The sequence below is a fragment of the Kitasatospora sp. MBT63 genome, from assembly GCF_000710465.2.
In the GTDB taxonomy this organism is placed as follows: Bacteria; Actinomycetota; Actinomycetes; order Streptomycetales; family Streptomycetaceae; genus Kitasatospora.
The window spans coordinates 11,187-28,541 of the sequence record NZ_JAIZ01000676.1 but is presented as its reverse complement, the minus strand read 5'-3'; the positions used below and the strand labels follow the sequence as shown (position 1 = coordinate 28,541).

Below are 17,355 nucleotides of genomic sequence, written 5' to 3'. Positions count from 1 at the left end.
GACCAGGAATCGTTGGCGTAGTGGACGCAGGCGACCTTGCACTCCTTCTCGTCGTGGACGATGACACAGACGGCCTGACGCAGGGACTGCATGGGACTCCAACCGGTAGTGAGGAAAGGGGTGTTCACGCGAAGAGGTTCGGATGGCGCAGCAGGTCGAGCACGGTGCGGGCGTAGCCGAGGACCTCCTCGTCCTGGTGGTGGGCCAGGGCCCAACGCAGGGCGGCGGGACAGTCGATCGCGGCCCACGCCCGGCACGCTTCCTGCACCTGCGGGGTGAACTCGCGCCCGTACCCGGAGGCGAACGCCGCGCCCAGGTCGCCCCGGTGCGGGGCGAGCTGGATCGCGATCCGCATCAGGTCACGGCGCACTGGCTCCTCGACCTGGCTACGCTCGAAGTCGATCACCCCGATCACCAGGCGGCCGTCGTTATCGCGGCGCACGATCCAGTTCCGCGGACCGAAGTCACCGTGGCAGTAGACGAGCCCGGTACGCGGGGGTTTGGTATGGGTCGCGTCGGCCAGGACCTCGATGTCTTCCTCGGTGGGCCGGGCGTCGCGGGCTCGGGCGAGTGTTCGCTCACGCTCAGCGGCCCAGGACCGGTGCTCGCCGACGGGGGCACCGGTCGTCGGCTGCGCGTGGATGACGGCGGCGAGGTGCCCGGCCTGCCGGTACACCTCCTGCGCCTCGGCGGCGGTGAGGGTCGCGCCGGTGACCGGGGTGCCGGGCAGAGCCGTGGCGACGAGGAGCAGCGACCGGGCATCCTCGGCCGTCAGCACCGGGGCCCGGCCGCTGCCGATGGCCGGTGCGAGGCGCCAGTAGCCGGCGGTTTCGCGCTGGTGGAAGAGCAGGTCCTTGTAACGCTTGGCGAACAGCTGGCGCCCGTCGTCAGCGACGACCTCCCAGACGGCCGGGTGCCCGGTACGGGCGAGGGACCGCGCGCCCACCGGCTCGTAGGGGCCCGCGGTTGCGCGCAGCAGCCGGTCGACGTCGTTCGGACGGGCGGCGGCGCTCACGCGGTCCACCCGACGGTGGACAGAGCGCTGCCGCGGGTGACCTCGGTGAGCGCGTGGACGGTGCAGGGCGCGGTGTCGACCTCGAGGAGGCCGAGGTGGCCGCCGACGACGAGCGTCAGCGGGTCCTCGCCGGCGGCTGGCCACTGGGTGTGGTCGCGGGGGTTCACACGGTCCTCCCTGACCGGAGGACCGCGGCGAGCAGCGGCAGGTAGTGCTGCATGTAGGACGGAACCTTGAGCAGTGACACCTCGTCGGGGGGCACCATGCGCACTGCCAGGCCCTCGTCGCCGAGCCGCAGGTCCGACTCGGGTCCGTCCCAGACGGTGTGCAGGACGCGGGTGAGCGGGAGGCCGAGGTCCTGGTGCGGGCCGGGAAGGGGCTGCAAGTCGGAGACGGTGATCCCGGCCTCCTCGGCGACCTCGCGGACCGCGGTCTCCTGGTCCGTCTCCGTGCCCTCGCGCCAGCCCCCGATCGGAGTCCAGAATCCGGGCCAGGGCATGCCCGGCCGGTCCTCGCGCTGATGCATCAGCAGCCGGCCCGCGGGGTCGGTGACGAAGACCAGGACGCCCTCGAAGTCGTCGTCATGCGGGGCGGGGCGTTCCAGGTAGAGCGTGACACCGGCGCGGTGGGCGCGCAGGACTTGCCGGAGGCGCTGGTAGCGGTACGGCTCCATGAGCGCGTGCCAGTCGTGCGCGGTCTCGAACCGCCACTCGGTGTGCTCGGCCGGGTCGAGGCGGATCCGTGCCTGCTGCTCGGGGGTGAGGACGCCGCCGTCGAAGACGTAGCCGCAGACCGGCGCCGGGTACTCGGGCCCGGCCTGTTCGTGGATGACGGCGATCAGGCGCCGTTGGGCGACGATCTCGGGATTTTCCGCGGCGAGGACGAGGCCCAGCTCCTCCTCGGCCTCGATCAGCGCGGTGGCGAACGGTGCGCTGCCGTGCTCGACGTTGCCGCCGGGGAAGTTCCACACGGCCGGGTTGATCGTCGAGCGCATGCCGAGGATGCGGTCCTGCGGGTCGGTGATCAGGAAGCTTCCGTAGGTCGTGGGGCGGGCGTCGTGGTCGTGGGAGAGACGGATCGGTGTGCTGTCCGGGACGACGGTGGTGAAGACGAATTGCCGCACGCGTCTGCCGTGCTGGTTGGTGAAGTCGAGGTGCCGGGCGTACTCCAGCGGCCACCCGGTGAGCCCCGTCTCCTCGGTGAGTACACGGGCCGCGCCGGCCGGGATGCTCTCGCCGTCCTCCCGGGCGCCGCCCGGGTACTCCCACAGGCCCGGCAGGACGTCCTGCGGGGCCCGGCGGATCATCAGGATCCGACTGGAGGCGTCGCGTACTACGACGCCGACGCAGATCCGTTCGATGCCTTCACGGGCTGCCAGGTCCGTGAGTGTTCCGAAGTCGATCAATGGCGGGGCTCCTCGGTGGCGCGGGCGGGCACGGCCGGTCGGCCGGAAGGCCGGATCCGGGTGCTGAAGGTCGGGCTGTTCACGGGGCTCCTCCGGGGTCGGCGGTGTTCGGGCACGAGAGGCCCGCCCGTCGGCCCGTGGGTGCATCAAGTGCGCTGCTAGGAAGTTGAGTTGAATGGCTTCACGAGTGGGGAGGTGGCCGATGATGGTGCTGTTCGAACGTGTCGTTCAAGTGGATTTCCTCTGGGCGAGCCCGGGTCGAACGGGGACATTTCGAGCACCTTCCCGGCTCGGTCCAGGGCTTCCTCCAGCCGGTCGTGGAGGGGGCCGGGCAGGGCAGCACAGTCCAGTGCGCAGACGGCGAGCGCCCGTTCGAGCGCCTTGCGCCGACCCGGTTCGAGGCGGTTGCGGACGCCCTCGTGGGTGAGGAGGTCACGGAGGGCGTAGCCGTCACCGGATTCACCCGTTCGGCTGGTCAGTTGTGCCAGGAGGCCTCGGCGGCGGCGCGGTGGGCGATGCGGGCGAGCCCGGCGTAGCCGTGGCAGGCGGACAGGTCGGTGGTTTCGGCGAGGGCTTTCGGGTCCACCAGCGCGGCGGCCAGCGCGCTCTCGGCGTCGTATCGCAGGCGCAAATCGGCGAGGGCGACTGCGGCGAGTTGCTGGGCGCGGGCGATGCCGGCAGGCCGCGTAGTTGTGCAGCAGCGAGCCGAGGACGTCATTCGCGTCCCCCCTTTACGTGGGCGCTGGGGAAGAGGCGCGGGCCACCGCGCGGGCCGCCCGGCGGGGGTGGACGGGGAGCTGGCGGCGGGTGAGCGGCTGCTCGGGCAGGGCGATCTCGGCCCAGACCTTCTTGCCCCGCGTGGTGTGCTGGGCCCCATGGGCGAGGGCCAGGCGCTCGACCAGGAACATGCCCCGGCCGGCCTCCGCGTCCGGGCCCGGGGGCCTGGTGACGGGGCAGGCACTGCGAGCCGTCGTAGACCTCGATGATCAGGCGCCGCAGGTCGAGATTGGCATGCACCCCGACGGTGAGCACCGCCCCGGTGGTGTGCCGCACCGCGTTGGTGACGAGTTCCGAGATCACGGTGTCCAGGGCCAGTCGGCTGTCGTTGTCCGTGCGGACGCCCCACTGTCTGATCAGCCGGCCGAGCCGTTGGCGGCTGACGGGGACGGAGAAAGGGTCGCGGACCAGGAAGAAGCTGCTGCTGCACACGCGCATGTCGAAGGAACCCTTCGGGGCGTCAGGCCGGAGCCGCTGGCTTGGAGGGGCCGAGTGGAGGGAAGGAACCGGTCTCGCCCGATCTCCGCTCGGCTGGTACACAGTCAACTACCGTGTGTAGTAGCTCTGGTGGTGCCAGCAAGGGGTGCATTTTTCGCGCGGGGGCCGCTTTGGGGGGCCAGAATCGGGCACCAGTCAGTCAGACGCTTGGGGGACGGGCATGATGGCACCAGACGGCATCGGCGCCGTGCTGAGGCGGATCCGGGAGACGGCCGAACTCACCCGCGACGAACAGGCCCTGCTCTTACAGGATGCTCAGCGGGGCACGTGGTTCGACCCGGAGAACCTGAAGCGTTGGGAGACCGAGCGGCGTCTGCCCACCCCGAGGTGGCATCAGCTGCTGGCCGACGGGTACGGGCTCTCGGTGGAGGAGATCGCCCGAGCAGTGGCCACCTCGCGGCGCTGGCGCAGGCTTCACCAGCAGCCGATGGAGGACGACGGGGAGGAGGGTACGGCGGTGAATCGACGACAGTTTCTCGGCGCGGCGGCACTGGCGACAGGGGTCGCCGCGCTGCCAGGCATCGCGGAGGCGCGAGAGGGGATCGACGCCGGACTGTCCGGCTCCGACGCCGGCGATCTCGCTTGCCTCGCCGGGGCGTTCGAACGCCACCGCGGCGGCTACCACGGTCGGGCGCCGGGGGTCGTGCTGGCTCAGATGCGTCAGGACCTCGGCCTCCTGCAAGACGTCCTCAGCCGCCCGCACCCCGCCGGCACCCGTACCGACCTGGCACGGACGGCGGCCGGGATCACCGGCCTGGTCGCGATCATCCAGCACGACCGAGGCGACCAGCGCGACTCCCACGGCTGGTTCGCCACCGCCGAGAAGGCCGCGCGCGAATCCGGCGACCGGAACATGCTCGCCTGGGTCCTGGCCCGGCACGCGATGGTCCCGCTCAACTACGGCGCCCCGAACGCCGCCGCGAGCCTGGCCATCAGCGCTCGCCGCGAGGCGGGCCGAACCACCACGGCCGCCGCAGCCCTGGCCGCCGCCGTCACCGCAAGGGCCCTGGCCTGCATCGGTGACCACCGAGCGGCCCTTCACGCGGTCGCCGACGCCCGCAACATCGCCGAACACCTCACCACCGCGCAGGCCGCCGACACCTGGTTCGGCTACCCGCTCCAGAAACACCACGTCCACCTGTCCCAGGCGTTCACGCTGATGGGCCGCACCCGCGAGGCCAACGCCGAACAGGAAGCAGCCCTCGCCCTCACCAGATCGCCGTCCGTCATGACCCGGGCCCTGCTGACCATGGACACCGCGACGTGCCTGAACATGGACGGCGACCCGGCCACCGCCGCCGACATGGCAGTCGGGGTCTGGCGGCAGCTACCCGAGGCGTACCGGGACGGCCTGATCCGGTCCCGCACCGAGGCCCTGCACCAGTCGCTCGTGGGCCCAGCTCATGCGCAGCTCGGGGAAGCTCTCGCCGGCTGACCAGGTCGGACCTGGCGGGGGCGCGGTCCGGAGCAATCAACGGATGCGCGTGAACAATGACCGGCCCGCCCTGGCCGTCGACGCCCGCCGTCGGTGGCTGCGGGTCGACCGGACCTCGCCGGCCCTGGGCGACGGCTCACCACCTGCTGGCGCAGACCACCCAGCTGCCGGCCGCAACCTTCCACCGGGGTACTGGCGTGATCCTGGAGCGCCTCGCTGGCGACCATCGGCTGCTGACCTGCCTGGTGGCTGAGATCGAGTTCGATCGGGAACGGCTCGCCGCCAGCAAGGTCACCCTGCTGCTCGACCGCCTGTGCCTCTACAAGGCCGACAGGCGGGGCTTCGAGATCCGGGTCCGGCCGGTCGGGTTCAGCCGCAGGTGTCGCAGATCCCGGCGCTCGGGAGCTCGATCGAACAGGTGGGGCACACCGGCGCCTTCCGCTCGGCCGCGGCGGCCGCGCGCCGCCGGGAGACGACATCCTGGTAGCGGGGCGCGAGCGCCGGACTTCCGCCACCCGCGGGCAGCGAAGCGCAGTACTTCCGGTAGCAGGCCAGGCGGGAACCGGCGGCGTGCACCTCGCGATCGTGCTCCCCGGCGGCGGCCGGAAGCCCCGCCACCTGGAGCACCTCGCGGTAGCCCTCGCCGACCATGCCGTCGTCGGCGTGCACCACCAACGACGTCAGCGGCGGATCACCGCGCCGGTGCGCCTCGACGACGCCCCCGCCGAGCACCCGGCCGATCCAGTTCTGCAGCAGAGCACGGGTACGGATCCCCGAGGCGTCCTGCACGGCCCTGCCCAGCTCGCCGTAGGTGATGACCGCACGGTAGCTCCCGGCCACCTCCACCAGCAGCGGGTACGCCGCGGCCCGCCACGCCGCCACCGCCTCCGCGTACGGCACCGGCACGGTCACGCCGTCCGCCACCCGCCAGTACCCGAGCTGTTGCCCGCTGCCGTCCTGCCGCCCGCCCTCGTGCTGCGTCACGTCCACACCCGTCCCCACACCGCTACCCGGCCACGCCGTTCCCTGACCTCAGAGGCTACGCCGTACTGCCGCTGCAGCGAGGAGAGTTGGCGATCCGCGGGCGGACGGCGGACCGGGCACGGATACCCGGTGCCGGACGGTCAGTGGATGCCCGACTCGGGGTTCAGCTCGTCCCACTCCCGGCGGGCGACGGCGATGGCGCCGCGGTGCTCGGACGACCACTCGGCGAGGGCCCGCACCAGGTGGGTCAGGCTGTGGCCCATCGGGGTCAGCGCGTACTCGACCTGCGGCGGGACGGTCGGATGGACGGTCCTGGTGAGCAGCCCGTCACGTTCCAGCCGCCGCACGGTCAGCGTCAGCATCCGCTGCGAGATGCCCGGAACGGCGCGCTGCAGTTGGCGGAAGCGGCGCATGCCCTGCGCCAGTTCGACGACCACCAGGACCGACCACTTGTCGCCGATGCGGTCGAGGACGTCGCGGATGCCGCAGTCCTCGTGCTCGTCGCCGCAGCTGACGACGGGCCTGGTGGTTACCTCCGTGTGCCCCGCTGACATGGAAGTGCCTCCTTACGCGGTGCGGCGGCCGGGCCGCAGGATGATCACGGTTACCGAAGAGAACCTACCCCTGTGGGAGATAGCGATGATCCTCATCACCGGCGCCACCGGCGCCCTGGGCACCCTGATCGCCGAGCGGCTGGCTGCCGGCGCCGAATACCGTCCCCAAGTCCCGTCCGCAAGCTCCGCCGATGCATCCGCCGAGATCGTGCTCGGCACCCGTGACCCCGAGCGGGTCCGGGTGCCGCTGCCCGTGCGGCGCATCGACTTCGACGCTCCCGACACCCTCACCGAAGGCTTCGCGGGCGTCGACGTGCTGCTGCTCATCTCCGCCGGCTACGGCGAGGACGACACCGTCATCGCCCGCCACGGTGCGGCTGTCGACGCGGCCGAGAAGGCGGGCGTACGGCACATCGTCTACACCAGCCTGAGCGCGGACGGCGACCACCTGCCCTACGCCCTCGCGCACCGCTGGACCGAGCGCCGGCTGCGCGAGGGAACGGCGCAGTGGACGATCCTGCGCAACGGCCTGTACGCGGAACTGCTGGGCGGGCTCGCCGCTCCCGACGCGGACGGCAGGCTGACCGTCCCGCTGGGGGAGGGGCGCTTGGCCGCCGTCGCCCGCGCGGACCTCGCGGAGGCCGCGGCGCGGGTGGTCCTGCGGGTGGAGGACCACGCGGGACGGACGTACGAACTCGTCGGTGAGCAGGCCATCGGCGGCGCGGACCTGGCGGCAGCCCGCGGCCCGCACGTGAGCTACGAGCCCGAGACGCTCGCCGAGGCCCGCCGCCGGCTGACCGCCTTCGGCGTCGACCCGTTCCAGGTGCCGATGCTGGTGGGCACGTACTCCGCGATCGCCGCAGGCTTCCTGGACCGCACCGGCACCGACCTGCGCCACCTGCTCGGCCGGGCTCCCCGGCCGGCGCTCGACGTCATCGCGGCGCTCGCCCGGTAGCTCGGGCGGGTAGTCAACGGGGGCGTGAGGGACCGGGCCCTTCCGTGCCGGACCTGTCAGGGACCCCTGCCCGGAAGGACCCGGGCCGCCAACCTATCGCCCACGGCGGAACGCGTTCTCGTGGCCACGCCGGGAACATCGAATCCCTTGACGTGGCGTCACCTCGGTCGCGGCAGTTCAGCCGTCGTCGTCGCCGTGGGCCGGCCGTCCGTCAGCGGGGGTCGGCGGTGAAGGGGCCCTGCTCGACGAAGCGGCGCAGATGGAGGGCGAAGGTGCGGGCCTCGTCCTGGGGCCAGGAGGCGAGGGACTCCTCGATGCTGGCCGCCAGCCGTCGCCTGGTGGCCGAGATGGTGGTGAGGCCCTCCGGGGTGAGGGCGAGCAGCGTGGCGCGGCCGTCGGCGGGGTCCGGCTGGCGCTGGAGCAGGGCGGCCCGTTCCAGCCGGTCGGCGCGCCGGGTCACGGTCGTCCGGTCCAGCCCGACCTCGCGGCCGAGGTCGGCGGCGCTGCACGGGCCGGTCCTGGCCAGCCCGCTGAGAATGGGGTAGGTGAGTTCGTCGACCGCCTCGCCCAGCCCCTCGGTGAGATGGGCGTAGAGGTGGGCGCGGGTGCTCCGCCGCAGGAGCAGCCCCAGCGCGTCGGCGATGTCCTGTCCGGTCGTGGTCGTCATGGACCAAGGCTAGCGTGCTCTGCGCACGCTTCTACGGTCCGGCGGCGGTCTGTCGTTCCGGCTTCGCCGTCGGGTCGTCCGGCACCGGTGTCACATCCCGGGTGCGGGATCCGTCGTAGGGGTGCAGGCACCACACCCCACTGATGATGGAGACCGCGATGAACACCACCACCACAACCGTGAGCGACACCGCCGCTGATGGCACCGGGACCGGCGTGCTGGCCTCGAGGATGTCGGACCCGTCGGAGCTGGTCCCGGAGCTGAAGGAGGTGGGTGCCTCGCTGTACCGGGCGGTCGGGAACCGGTCGGTGCCGCGGACGACGATCGGGCTGGTGCAGCTGCGGGCGGGGCAGATCGTCGGGTCGACGTACCTGACGGCGATGCACGCCGGGCTGCTGCGCAAGGCGGGCGAGAGCGCGGAGCGGATCGACGCGGTGGCGACGTGGCAGGGTGCGCCGTACTTCACCGAGGCCGAGCGGGTGGCGCTGGCACTGGTGGAGGCGGTACTGACCGCCGGTCCGTACGGTGAGCGGGTGCCGGACGAGCTGTACGCGCGGGCGGCCGCCTGCTACGAGCCGAAGGCGCTGGCGACGCTGGCCCTCGCGATCGGGCAGGTGAACTTCTTCGTCCCGCTCGCCCTGATCGGCAAGCCGGTCCCGGGCGTCGGCCTCTCGGAGCAGTGGACCTGACGCCGCACCCCAGGGCCGGCCCCGAACCCCGCAACCCGCGCCGAGGGCTGCGGGGTTCGGGCCTGTCGCCCGGTCGCGGGGTGGTCAGCGGGTGGTCAGGACGGGGTCAGCGGGCCGGTGCATCGTAAGGCACGTGAACGGCCTCCGGATGGTGAGGGTCACCGGGGGCCGTGAACAGGGAGAGGTGCCCGGAGTGGTAGATCGGGGACCAGGGCCTTCGGGCCCGGATCGGGTGCCTTCGGGCGCCCACGCAGGTTCGAATCCTGCCCTCTCCGCGCCAGGGTGGCCGTGGCCGCCGCAGTGCGACCGTGTTCCGGCCTCACCCCCCCCGGGCCGTGAGCGGGTCCACCGCTGCGGGCCACAGTCCGGTGGCCCGTCCCTCCGGGGTCGGAAACGGACGGCGCCTCCCGTCTCCCCCTCGGGAGGGGGGAGAGGGGAGGCGCCGGGTGTGGGTCAGCCGCAGTGCGAGTTGTACTCGTACGCGTAGACGCCGTTGATCTCGCCGCCCCAGTCGACGCAGGAGTGCGCCGCGCTCACGTACACGGGGCCGGCGTAGGTGCCGTAGTTACCCGAGTCGGCCGTCCACGGGGCGCCGGCGAGGGAGACCTTCGCCGCCATCGGGAGCTTGGCACCCGGGTTGTCGCGGACGGTGACCACACAGTTCTTGCCGGTGGAGCTGCTGTAGGTCAGGTAGACGGTACCCAGGCCCGGCAGGGACTGGGCGTCGATCACACCGTAGCTCGAGCCGCACGCGCCGTTGTAGGACGCGGCGTTGGCCACCGACGGCATCATCGTCACGCCGGCGGCAGCGAGCGCCAGGACACCGGCGCCGGTGGCAGTGCGCTTGAAGATCTGCTTCACGATTCCACTCCAACTCATCAGACAGGAACGGTTACGCGGTGCTTTTGGCCGGTCCGCGAAGCGGGTCGGCCGCGATCACGCATTGCCATAGTGTTCGAACGAAGTATCGCGGCCGTCTCGCCGGTGTAGCGCGGTGGTGATACGGATTCTCGGGGGTTCGATCAAGCCAACTTGGCTTGTTTCAAGGGGAGAAGGCGATTCCTTGGCAATCGGGGCGGATGCCGGATTTCGCCCCGCCGCCCCATCTGTCAGGTGCATGTGTTCGATTTTGTGCGCGGCCGGGAGGGGCGCTCAGCACTGCCAGAGGAAGACGGCCCGGTCACAGGGCCCGCAGGCGAAGGCGAACGCCTTTCCGCTGCCGAAGTTCATGGCGGTGGAGGCACACGGACCCTCTTCGAGCTGGGCGACCAGCGCCATCGACTCCGCGCAGCCCGCGCAGGTCGGCGTCTCGTCGTACTGCAACCACGCGGGACGGCCGCCGAGTTGGCCGAGGATCTGCCGCGTGCCGTCTCCGGTGCGGTCCGCCCACTCCCGGCGGGCAGCGAAGTAGTCGGCGGTCGGCCAGGGCACCAGTGCCACGCCGTTCACGGCCCCCAACCGGAGGACTTCCTCGTCGAACTCACCGTCTTCTGCGTCGAGTTCGGGTGCAGCCATCGGCTGCAGACCCGCGGCGGGGTGGAGCAGGGCACGGTTGCCGCCAGCCGTCGGGCTCCACTCCTCGCACGATCCGGGATCGTTCTGGCACATGAACAGCGCCATGACACGGGCGACCCCGACGCCCGGCTCGACGACCGGCCGTCCCGGGCCGTCCAGCAGGATCTGGGCCAGGAACTGCATCGGCCCGCCGCACGTCGCACACCTGGGCCACATCGCCCCCGCCGGTGCCAGTGGGATCCCTCCGGTACGCGTCACCAGGGCATCGGCCTCGACCGGACCCGCGTATGTCATCAGCTCTGTCGTCATGCCACCGGACCCTATGGCGCCGCTCCGACACCGCCTCCTGGCAGGGTGTTGCGAAAGCCGATCAGGGTGTCTTGTCATATCGGGCGGCGATACCTCGCCAGGCCTTCAGCTTGCTGATCAGGCGCTCGACGGTGTTCCGCTCTGATCGGGTGGCCGAGTCCCTGAGCGGAGTCCCGCCTGCGCCCGGCACTTCCGTGTGGCCCGGCCGTGGGGCTGCGCCGGGCGGCGGAAGCTCCACGATGCCGAGGAGCGGGACGAGGTGCGATCCGGCGGTGGTGTCGCCCGTCAGGCCCCGAACAGGGCGAGGGTGTCGGTGACGGTCTGCAGCAGGCTGTCCGCGTCGGCGCCGTTGCGGGAGCGGAGGTTGACGCCGTAGGCGAGCAGGGCGAGGGTTTCGGCGGCGGCGCCGGTGGCCAGGTGCGGGGACAACTGGCCGTCGCGGCGGGCGACGTCGAGGGCGGTGTGCAGCGCGTCGCGGAGCTGGCGGTGGTGGTCGTCGAGCAGCGCCCGAACCTCCGGGTCGTGGTGTTCGGTGCCCAGATGGGCATTGACGACCATGCAGCCCCAGCCCGCGTGCTCGCCCGAGCACCGGACCGCGATCAGCCCGCCGAAGAAGTCCCGCACGGCGGGCAGGCCCCGGCCGTCGTCGGCGAGTTGACGGAAGGCCGGCTGCGCGCGGTGTCGCAGGTAGCGGCGCAGCGCGGCGTGGTAGAGCTGCTGCTTGCCGCCGAAGGTGGCGTAGAGGCTGGAGCGGTTCAGCCCGGTCGCGGCGACGACGTCCTGGATCGATGCCTCGGCCGCGCCGTGTTGCCAGAACAGTCGCTCGGCGCGCTCGAGCGCCAGCTCCGGGTCGAAGTGCTTGATGTCGGGCATGGCGGACGGCTCCCGGGTACTTGAAATGGTTGTTCCAAGATAGTCCTTGACGGCAGATCTGACAGTCCATCATCCTGGAACGACTGGTTCAAGTTCAGTAAATCGGATCCCACCCCGAGAAAGGGCGACCCCTGTGAGCCTTCACGACCAGCTGCGCGGCGTGCACGAGAACCGGAGTCAGTTTCTCCCGGCGGAGGCCATCGAGGTCATGGACCGCAACGGGCGCGAGCTCGCCGCCTCCGGCCTGGCGCAGCGCGCGCTCGGCGTGGGCGCCCCGGCTCCGCGGTTCACGCTGCCTGCGGCCACCGGGCAGCGCGTCGCGCTGGACGGGCTGCTGGCCGACGGGCCGGTCGTGCTGACCTTCTACCGTGGTGCCTGGTGCCCCTTCTGCAACCTCGCGCTGCGCACCCTCCAGGAGCAGCACGACGCGATCACCACCCGTGGTGCCCGTCTGGTGGCCGTCTCCCCGCAGATCCCCGACGAGTCCCTGACCCTGGCCGAGAAGGAGCGGCTGGCCTTCGACGTGCTCAGCGACATCGGCTCCGAGGTCGCGGCACGGTTCGGCATCGCCTTCGACCTCTCCGACGAACTGGGCACCCTCTACGACCAGTTGGGCTTCGACCTGAAGCGCGTCAACGCCGGCCACTCCCGTACGCTGCCGCTGCCCGCGACCTTCGTCATCGACCGCACCGGCACCATCCGCTGGGCCTTCGTCCAGACCGACTACACCCTGCGCGCCGAGCCCGCTGACATCCTGGCCGCCTTGGACGCGCTCGACTGAGGGGCGAGGCCGCGGCCGGGGCGCCTATTTGGCCGTGATCAAGCGGTGATTTCTGGTGAGGTCTTGATCCGGATCGGGGTCTTGTCATCTCGGGTGGCGATGCCTCGCCAGGCCTTCAGCTTGTCGATCAGGCGCTCGACGGTGTTCCGGTCCTTGTAGAGCTCGGCGTCGCGGCTGACCGGCCGGCCGCCCTCGCTGCCCTTCTTCTTGCGAACGGAGCTCTGGTCCTTCTTCTCCGGGATGACGGCCTTGATGTGGCGTTTGCGCAGGTGGTTGCGGTTGCCGCGGGACGAGTAGGCCTTGTCTCCGGCCACGGCATCGGGCCGGGTTCGGGAACGGCCGATTGGCCCGCGGACCCGGACCTTCTTCAGCACGGGGATGAACTGCAGGCTGTCGGCGGCCTGCTCCTCGGTCAGGACGAACGCCAGCGGGCGGCACTCGCGCTCGCCGACGATGCGGACCTTGCTGGTCCGCCCGCCTCTGGAGCGTCCGAGCAGGGCGGCCCTCAGACGGACCTTGCATCAGCGTCGGATGCGCCGCCGCTCTTGCCGCTCCCGGTCGCCCGAGCCGCCTTGCCCGTCTTGTTCCGGCGGGCCACCCTCTTCTGCCGGGCCGTCTCCGCCTCCTCGGCGGCTTTCTTCGAGGCAGCCAAGGCGTCGGGGTCCAGGTGCATCCCGGCGGCATCACGATGGGCTCGGGCAGTGGTGGAGTTCTCCCGGTGTGCCAGGGCCGGCGCCGCCGGACCGACGGGGGTGGACAGTTGGCCGTTCCCGGGACGAGCGCCCCCGTCCGCCAGCAGACTGGTACGCGTCGACGGCCCGGTGGGCTCTTCTCCCTTGAGCAGTTGGCCTGTTGGGGCTGTCGTGGGCGGGCTGGATCGGTTGTGCACCGCGATCACCACGGTGTGGCGCGGGTACGGATGGGTGGGGACGGCACGGATGGACGAGATCAGTCTCAGTGAAGCGCTGTGGCAGTTGCGGTCGGAGTTGTACCAGGCGCAGACCGACGGCGCGGGGCAGCAGCTGAGGTTCGAGGTGGAGAAGGCGGAACTGGAGCTGGAGGTCGAGTTCCGGCGGGACGGCAACGGCAAGGTGAAGGTGTCCGTCGGCGCCCTGGGCGCGAAGGGCGAGGCCGAGGCTGGTGGGGCGCGCGGGGCCGTCCGGCGGGAGCGGCTCACCCTCACCCTGAACGTTCTGGACGGGGCCGTCGGCCCCGGGGCGCGCTTCCAGGTCGAGCGCGGTGCCCCGGTCCCCGGCGCGTACACCGGGACGCCGGGCCCCGCCTACGGCGCTCAGCCGTCCGAGCTGCTGCCGCCCGAGCCCTGGGACGAGTGACGTGGACCCGAAGAGGCTGGTACTGATCCGCGTCGGGGACGCACCGAACGGCACCGGCTACCTGATCGGGCCCCGGCTGGTCCTGACGAGCCGCCACGTCGTGCGCGCCCTGGAGGAGTGGTTGAGCGTGCGTGTCGGGCACCCGGTCCTGAGCACGGAGCTGCACCGGCGCGGCGTCCGCGTCTGCTGGCCCACCTCCCGCGACCACGTTCCCGACACGGTGGACGTGGCGCTGCTGTGGCTGGACGAGCCCGTCGACGTGGGCGGTTCCCCGCCCGTGCGGTGGGGCCGCCCGGCCGGGGCCGCCCTGCTGTCGTACGAGGGCCTGGGCTTCCCGTCGTTCGCCGACGACGGCGGGGAACCGCAGGTGGAGCACCTTCGGGGCGACCTGCCCCCGGCCGGTACCTCCAGGACCGGCGGGGGATGGGTCCTGGACACCCCGATCTGGCCCGAGCACCGGAGGGGACGCAACGGCGCGTCGCCGTGGGCGGGGGTTTCGGGCAGCGCCGTCTTCTGCGAGGGACGGCTGGTCGGTGTCGTCACCGAGGCCGACCCGGCACTCGGGCAGCGCCGCCTGCACGCCCAGCCGGTCCACCCCTTGTTCGGGATCCCGCGGTTCGCCGACCTCCTGTCACGGCACGGTGACCGCCGGATCCTGCCCGACCTGGAGTCGGTCGAAGCCAGGAAGGGCCCGGTCCACTGGCCGGTCCTGGAGGGCAGGCTCCCGCCCGAACCCAGTGCCTTCCAACCGCGGACCGCGGTGTGCGAGGTCATCGACGAAGCGCGGGAGAGGTCCGGCACCGTCGTCCTGTCCCAGGTTCTGGCCGGCCAGGGCGGGGTCGGCAAGACCCAGCTCGCGGCGCACTACGCCCGCCGGGCCATCGACGAGGGCACCGACCTGGTGATGTGGGTGGACGCCACGCGGCCGGCCGGTGTGCTGGAGGCGTACGCACGCACCGCGGTGAAGGTGCGGGTGCCCGGGGTCGGCGGACAGCCGGAGACCGTCGAGCAGGACGCGGCCGCGTTCCTGGCCTGGCTCGCCACCACCGAGAGATCCTGGCTGGTCGTCCTCGACAACATCACCGACCAGACCCTCGGCGACCTGTGGCCCGCCACGAGCCGCGGTGGGCGCGGACGGGTGATCGCCACCAGCCGGCTGCGGGGGGCCGAGGCCAGCGATGCCGGGCGCGCACTGGTGGACGTCGGCGTCTACTCGGCTTGCGAGTCTGCCTCCTACCTGAATGAGCGCCTCGAAGCCGCCCGCTGCTCCCACTTGCTGGACGCCGGGAGCGCCGACCTCGCCGAGGCGCTCGGGCACCTGCCGCTGGCGCTCGCCTATGCGGCCGCCTACATGATCCAGCGGCGGCGCAGCAGCAGCCAGTACCTCCAGTCGTTCCGTGAGCGAGGCCGGTCCTTGGAGGAGGTCCTACCGGGGCGCGATGGCGTCGACGGCTACCAACTGTCCGTTGCTGTGGCCCTCCTGCTGTCCCTCGACGCGGTCCGGCAGGAGGATCCGCTCACCGTGCACGTGCTGGTGCTGGCCTCGCTCCTCGACCCCGCCGGCCATCCCGAGGCCCTGTGGGCGACCGTGCCGGTTCTGGAGCACCTTGCCCGCGCCGGAGCGGTGGGGCGCGAGCGCGGCACCATGCCGCGGGTGGAGGAAGTGGACGCGCTCGACGCCCTGGCCGTCCTGCACAACTACAGCCTCGTCACCCTCACCGAGGAACCGAACCGGCAGGTCACAATCCACGCGCTCACCGCCCGCGCCACCCTCGACACCACCCCCGTCGGCGAACACCCGCACAGTGCGGCCGCCGACGCGCTCCTCGCCCTGTGGCCCGGGGAGGACCACGAGAACCGCGAGCTCGCCGTCGTCCTGCGGGCCAACGCCGAAGCGCTGCAAGGGAACGCCGGCGGACTCCTCTGGCACTTCGACAGTGCCGACCCCCACGCCCACCATCTGCTGTTCCGCTACGGCGACAGCCTCATCGACGCCGGCCTGGCCGCCGCCGCCACCGCCCACTGGAACCAGCTGGCCCTCGACGGCGGGCGCCTCCTCGGCCCCGACCATCCCGACGCGCTCCGCGCCCGCGCCCACCTCGCCATCGCGTACCGGCAGGCCGGACGCTTCGACGACGCGGTCTCCACCGGGGAGCGGGCCCTGGCGGACCTCGAACGCCTCCTGGGCCCCGACCACCCCCACACCCTGGCCACCCGGGGCAACCTCGCCCTCGCCCACCAGCAGGCCGGACACCTCGACGGTGCCGTGGCCATCGGGGAGCAGGTGCTTGCCGGCTACGAGCGCGCCCTGGGGCCCGACCATCCCCGAACGCTCATCGCGCGAGGCATCCTGGCGCTCTGCTACGAGCAGGCCGGGCGCACCGGCCACGCCATGCCACTGCTGGAACGGGCAGCGGCCGACAACGCGCGGATCCTCGGCCCGGACCACCCCAACAGCCTCACGGCACGGGGCAACCTCGCCCTCGGCCACCAGGAAGCCGGGCGCACCGCCCACGCCGCCGCCCTGCTCGAACAGCTGGTGGCCGACTGCCGACGGGTCCTCGGTCCCGACCATCCTGACACCCTCGGTGCCCTCGGCAACCTCGCGGACTCGTACCACGCGGCCGGACGGAACGAACAGGCCCTGGCCGTCAGGGAACAGGTCCTCGCCGACCGCGTACGGCTCCTGGGTCCCGATCACCCCCACAGCCTCACGGCCCGGGCCGGCCTCGCCCTCTCGTATTTCCAGGTCGGGCGCACGGACGAGGCTGTCCGCCTCGAAGAGGAGGTGGCGGCCGACAGCGCGCGCGTCCTGGGCCCCGACCACCCCCATACCTTCACGGCCCGTGGAAACCTGGCCTCGTCCTGCTGGCAGGTCGGGCGCGGCGACGAAGCCGTCGCCCTCCTGACGGAGGTGGCTGCCGACCAGGCACGGCTCCTGGGAACCGGTCACCCCAGGGCGCTGACCGCCCGCATCGATCTCGCAGCCCTGCTCGTGCGCACGGGCCGCACCGACGAGGCCGCTTCCCTCCTGGGGCAGGTGATGACCGAGGCCCCTGACTCGCTCGCCGCGCGCGGCGTCCTCGCCGCCTGCCATCGGCGCGCCGGACGGACCGGGGAGGCCCTCGCTCTGCTCGAACGGCTTGCCGCCGACAGCGTCCGCGCCCGGGGGGCCGAGCATCCCGAAACCATCGGCGTCCGTGCTGAACTCGCCGTCTGTCTCCTGCAGGCAGGAGACACCGCCCAGGCCGTCACGCTGCTGGAACGTGTGGCGGTCGACCGCACGCGCGTCCTGGGCTCCGACCATCCCGACACCCTCACCACCCGCGGTGACCTCGCCCTCGCCCGCCAGGAGGCCGGACTCACCGCCGACGCCGTCACGCTGCTGGAACGGGTGGCGGCCGACCACGCACGCGTCCTGGGCCCCCACCACCCCGACACCCTCACCGCCCGCGGCAACCTCGCCACGGCCTACCACCAAGCCGGACGTCTCGACGATGCCGTGGACGTCGGGGAGGAGGTCCTCGCTGACAAAGAGCAGCTTCTCGGCTCCGACCACCCCAG

Annotated in this window: 17 protein-coding genes, 1 tRNA gene and 2 pseudogenes; 7 read left to right on the top strand and 13 right to left on the bottom strand. The window is 72.1% G+C overall.

The window, feature by feature from the left end; all coding sequences use genetic code 11:
- Positions 1–124: 124 nt before the first annotated feature.
- The 5 genes from AA75_RS35490 to AA75_RS50215 form a co-directional block, all read right to left on the bottom strand.
- The gene (locus tag AA75_RS35490; RefSeq protein ID WP_158515619.1) at positions 125–1,015 is read right to left on the bottom strand and encodes an aminoglycoside phosphotransferase family protein; all 891 of its coding nucleotides are present in this window, start codon (positions 1,013–1,015) and stop codon (positions 125–127) included.
- Positions 1,012–1,182, bottom strand: coding sequence for a hypothetical protein (locus AA75_RS50220; protein ID WP_158515618.1), 171 nt, complete (start codon positions 1,180–1,182; stop codon positions 1,012–1,014). Before AA75_RS50220 ends, AA75_RS35490 begins: the two co-directional genes overlap by 4 nt.
- Positions 1,179–2,420, bottom strand: coding sequence for an NUDIX hydrolase (locus tag AA75_RS35485; RefSeq protein WP_051814011.1), 1,242 nt, complete (start codon positions 2,418–2,420; stop codon positions 1,179–1,181). Before AA75_RS35485 ends, AA75_RS50220 begins: the two co-directional genes overlap by 4 nt.
- 475 nt (positions 2,421–2,895) lie before the next feature.
- Entirely contained in the window at positions 2,896–3,138 is a 243-nt protein-coding gene (locus tag AA75_RS48415; RefSeq protein WP_149038569.1) for a hypothetical protein, read from the bottom strand.
- Between the two features lie 13 nt (positions 3,139–3,151).
- On the bottom strand, positions 3,152–3,328 hold the full coding sequence (locus AA75_RS50215) for a hypothetical protein (protein ID WP_158515617.1): 177 nt from the start codon (positions 3,326–3,328) through the stop codon (positions 3,152–3,154).
- A 527-nt stretch (positions 3,329–3,855) separates the two neighbouring features.
- On the opposite strand from AA75_RS50215, the gene AA75_RS35480 reads away from it, so the two are divergent.
- On the top strand, positions 3,856–5,130 hold the full coding sequence (locus AA75_RS35480; RefSeq protein ID WP_233289329.1) for a helix-turn-helix domain-containing protein: 1,275 nt from the start codon (positions 3,856–3,858) through the stop codon (positions 5,128–5,130).
- A 369-nt stretch (positions 5,131–5,499) separates the two neighbouring features.
- On the opposite strand, the gene AA75_RS35475 is transcribed toward AA75_RS35480, so the two are convergent.
- A complete protein-coding gene (locus tag AA75_RS35475; RefSeq protein ID WP_033824527.1) occupies positions 5,500–6,114 on the bottom strand; it encodes a hypothetical protein in 615 nt (204 codons plus the stop codon).
- 140 nt (positions 6,115–6,254) lie between these two features.
- Entirely contained in the window at positions 6,255–6,668 is a 414-nt protein-coding gene (locus tag AA75_RS35470; RefSeq protein WP_033824493.1) for a helix-turn-helix domain-containing protein, read from the bottom strand.
- Positions 6,669–6,753: 85 nt separating this feature from the next.
- Here AA75_RS35470 and AA75_RS35465 point away from each other — a divergent pair, with 85 nt between their 5' ends.
- On the top strand, positions 6,754–7,623 hold the full coding sequence (locus AA75_RS35465) for an NAD(P)H-binding protein (RefSeq protein ID WP_033824492.1): 870 nt from the start codon (positions 6,754–6,756) through the stop codon (positions 7,621–7,623).
- Between the two features lie 211 nt (positions 7,624–7,834).
- Here the strand turns inward: AA75_RS35465 and AA75_RS35460 are convergent, their stop codons facing one another.
- On the bottom strand, positions 7,835–8,290 hold the full coding sequence (locus AA75_RS35460; RefSeq protein ID WP_033824491.1) for a MarR family winged helix-turn-helix transcriptional regulator: 456 nt from the start codon (positions 8,288–8,290) through the stop codon (positions 7,835–7,837).
- Positions 8,291–8,520: 230 nt separating this feature from the next.
- Between AA75_RS35460 and AA75_RS35455 the strand changes: the two genes are divergently transcribed.
- Complete coding sequence (locus AA75_RS35455) at positions 8,521–8,979, top strand: carboxymuconolactone decarboxylase family protein (RefSeq protein WP_051814023.1); 459 nt, start codon at positions 8,521–8,523, stop codon at positions 8,977–8,979.
- A 178-nt stretch (positions 8,980–9,157) separates the two neighbouring features.
- Positions 9,158–9,254: transfer RNA gene (locus AA75_RS48410), tRNA-OTHER, on the top strand.
- 178 nt (positions 9,255–9,432) lie between these two features.
- Here the strand turns inward: AA75_RS48410 and AA75_RS35450 are convergent.
- From AA75_RS35450 to AA75_RS35440, 4 genes and pseudogenes are all read right to left on the bottom strand, one after another.
- Positions 9,433–9,840 carry a hypothetical protein gene (locus AA75_RS35450; protein ID WP_033824490.1) on the bottom strand — a complete coding sequence of 136 codons (408 nt, stop codon included), beginning with the start codon at positions 9,838–9,840 and terminating at the stop codon, positions 9,433–9,435.
- A gap of 291 nt (positions 9,841–10,131) precedes the next feature.
- Positions 10,132–10,677: a hypothetical protein gene (locus AA75_RS35445; RefSeq protein ID WP_233289328.1), complete on the bottom strand. Its 546-nt coding sequence runs from the start codon at positions 10,675–10,677 to the stop codon at positions 10,132–10,134.
- A 190-nt stretch (positions 10,678–10,867) separates the two neighbouring features.
- Positions 10,868–10,945, bottom strand: a pseudogene (locus AA75_RS48405) (IS5/IS1182 family transposase); the annotation flags it as partial.
- A 143-nt stretch (positions 10,946–11,088) separates the two neighbouring features.
- Positions 11,089–11,676 (bottom strand): TetR/AcrR family transcriptional regulator, encoded by a 588-nt coding sequence (locus tag AA75_RS35440; protein ID WP_033824488.1) that lies wholly within the window; start codon positions 11,674–11,676, stop codon positions 11,089–11,091.
- Positions 11,677–11,809: 133 nt separating this feature from the next.
- On the opposite strand from AA75_RS35440, the gene AA75_RS35435 reads away from it, so the two are divergent.
- Complete coding sequence (locus AA75_RS35435) at positions 11,810–12,457, top strand: peroxiredoxin-like family protein (RefSeq protein WP_033824487.1); 648 nt, start codon at positions 11,810–11,812, stop codon at positions 12,455–12,457.
- Between the two features lie 74 nt (positions 12,458–12,531).
- Here AA75_RS35435 and AA75_RS35430 read toward each other — a convergent pair.
- Positions 12,532–13,169, bottom strand: a pseudogene (locus tag AA75_RS35430) (transposase); the annotation flags it as partial.
- Positions 13,170–13,395: 226 nt separating this feature from the next.
- On the opposite strand from AA75_RS35430, the gene AA75_RS35425 reads away from it, so the two are divergent.
- Both AA75_RS35425 and AA75_RS35420 read left to right on the top strand, forming a co-directional pair.
- The gene (locus AA75_RS35425) at positions 13,396–13,791 is read left to right on the top strand and encodes a trypco2 family protein (RefSeq protein ID WP_051814010.1); all 396 of its coding nucleotides are present in this window, start codon (positions 13,396–13,398) and stop codon (positions 13,789–13,791) included.
- Position 13,792: 1 nt separating this feature from the next.
- The coding region (locus tag AA75_RS35420) for a tetratricopeptide repeat protein (RefSeq protein ID WP_199520489.1) at positions 13,793–17,355 on the top strand (3,563 nt) is incomplete at its 3' end.

Excerpts from the sequence above, each read along its gene's own strand:
- AA75_RS35480 (WP_233289329.1), top strand. The coding sequence starts at position 3,856 with ATGATGGCACCAGACGGCATCGGCGCCGTGCTGAGGCGGATCCGGGAG.
- AA75_RS50215 (WP_158515617.1), bottom strand. The coding sequence starts at position 3,328 with ATGTTCCTGGTCGAGCGCCTGGCCCTCGCCCATGGGGCCCAGCACACC.
- AA75_RS35440 (WP_033824488.1), bottom strand. The coding sequence starts at position 11,676 with ATGCCCGACATCAAGCACTTCGACCCGGAGCTGGCGCTCGAGCGCGCC.
- AA75_RS35460 (WP_033824491.1), bottom strand. The coding sequence starts at position 8,290 with ATGACGACCACGACCGGACAGGACATCGCCGACGCGCTGGGGCTGCTC.
- AA75_RS35455 (WP_051814023.1), top strand. The coding sequence starts at position 8,521 with ATGTCGGACCCGTCGGAGCTGGTCCCGGAGCTGAAGGAGGTGGGTGCC.
- AA75_RS35425 (WP_051814010.1), top strand. The coding sequence starts at position 13,396 with ATGGACGAGATCAGTCTCAGTGAAGCGCTGTGGCAGTTGCGGTCGGAG.
- AA75_RS35465 (WP_033824492.1), top strand. The coding sequence starts at position 6,754 with ATGATCCTCATCACCGGCGCCACCGGCGCCCTGGGCACCCTGATCGCC.
- AA75_RS35470 (WP_033824493.1), bottom strand. The coding sequence starts at position 6,668 with ATGTCAGCGGGGCACACGGAGGTAACCACCAGGCCCGTCGTCAGCTGC.
- AA75_RS35445 (WP_233289328.1), bottom strand. The coding sequence starts at position 10,677 with ATGCAGTTCCTGGCCCAGATCCTGCTGGACGGCCCGGGACGGCCGGTC.
- AA75_RS48415 (WP_149038569.1), bottom strand. The coding sequence starts at position 3,138 with ATGACGTCCTCGGCTCGCTGCTGCACAACTACGCGGCCTGCCGGCATC.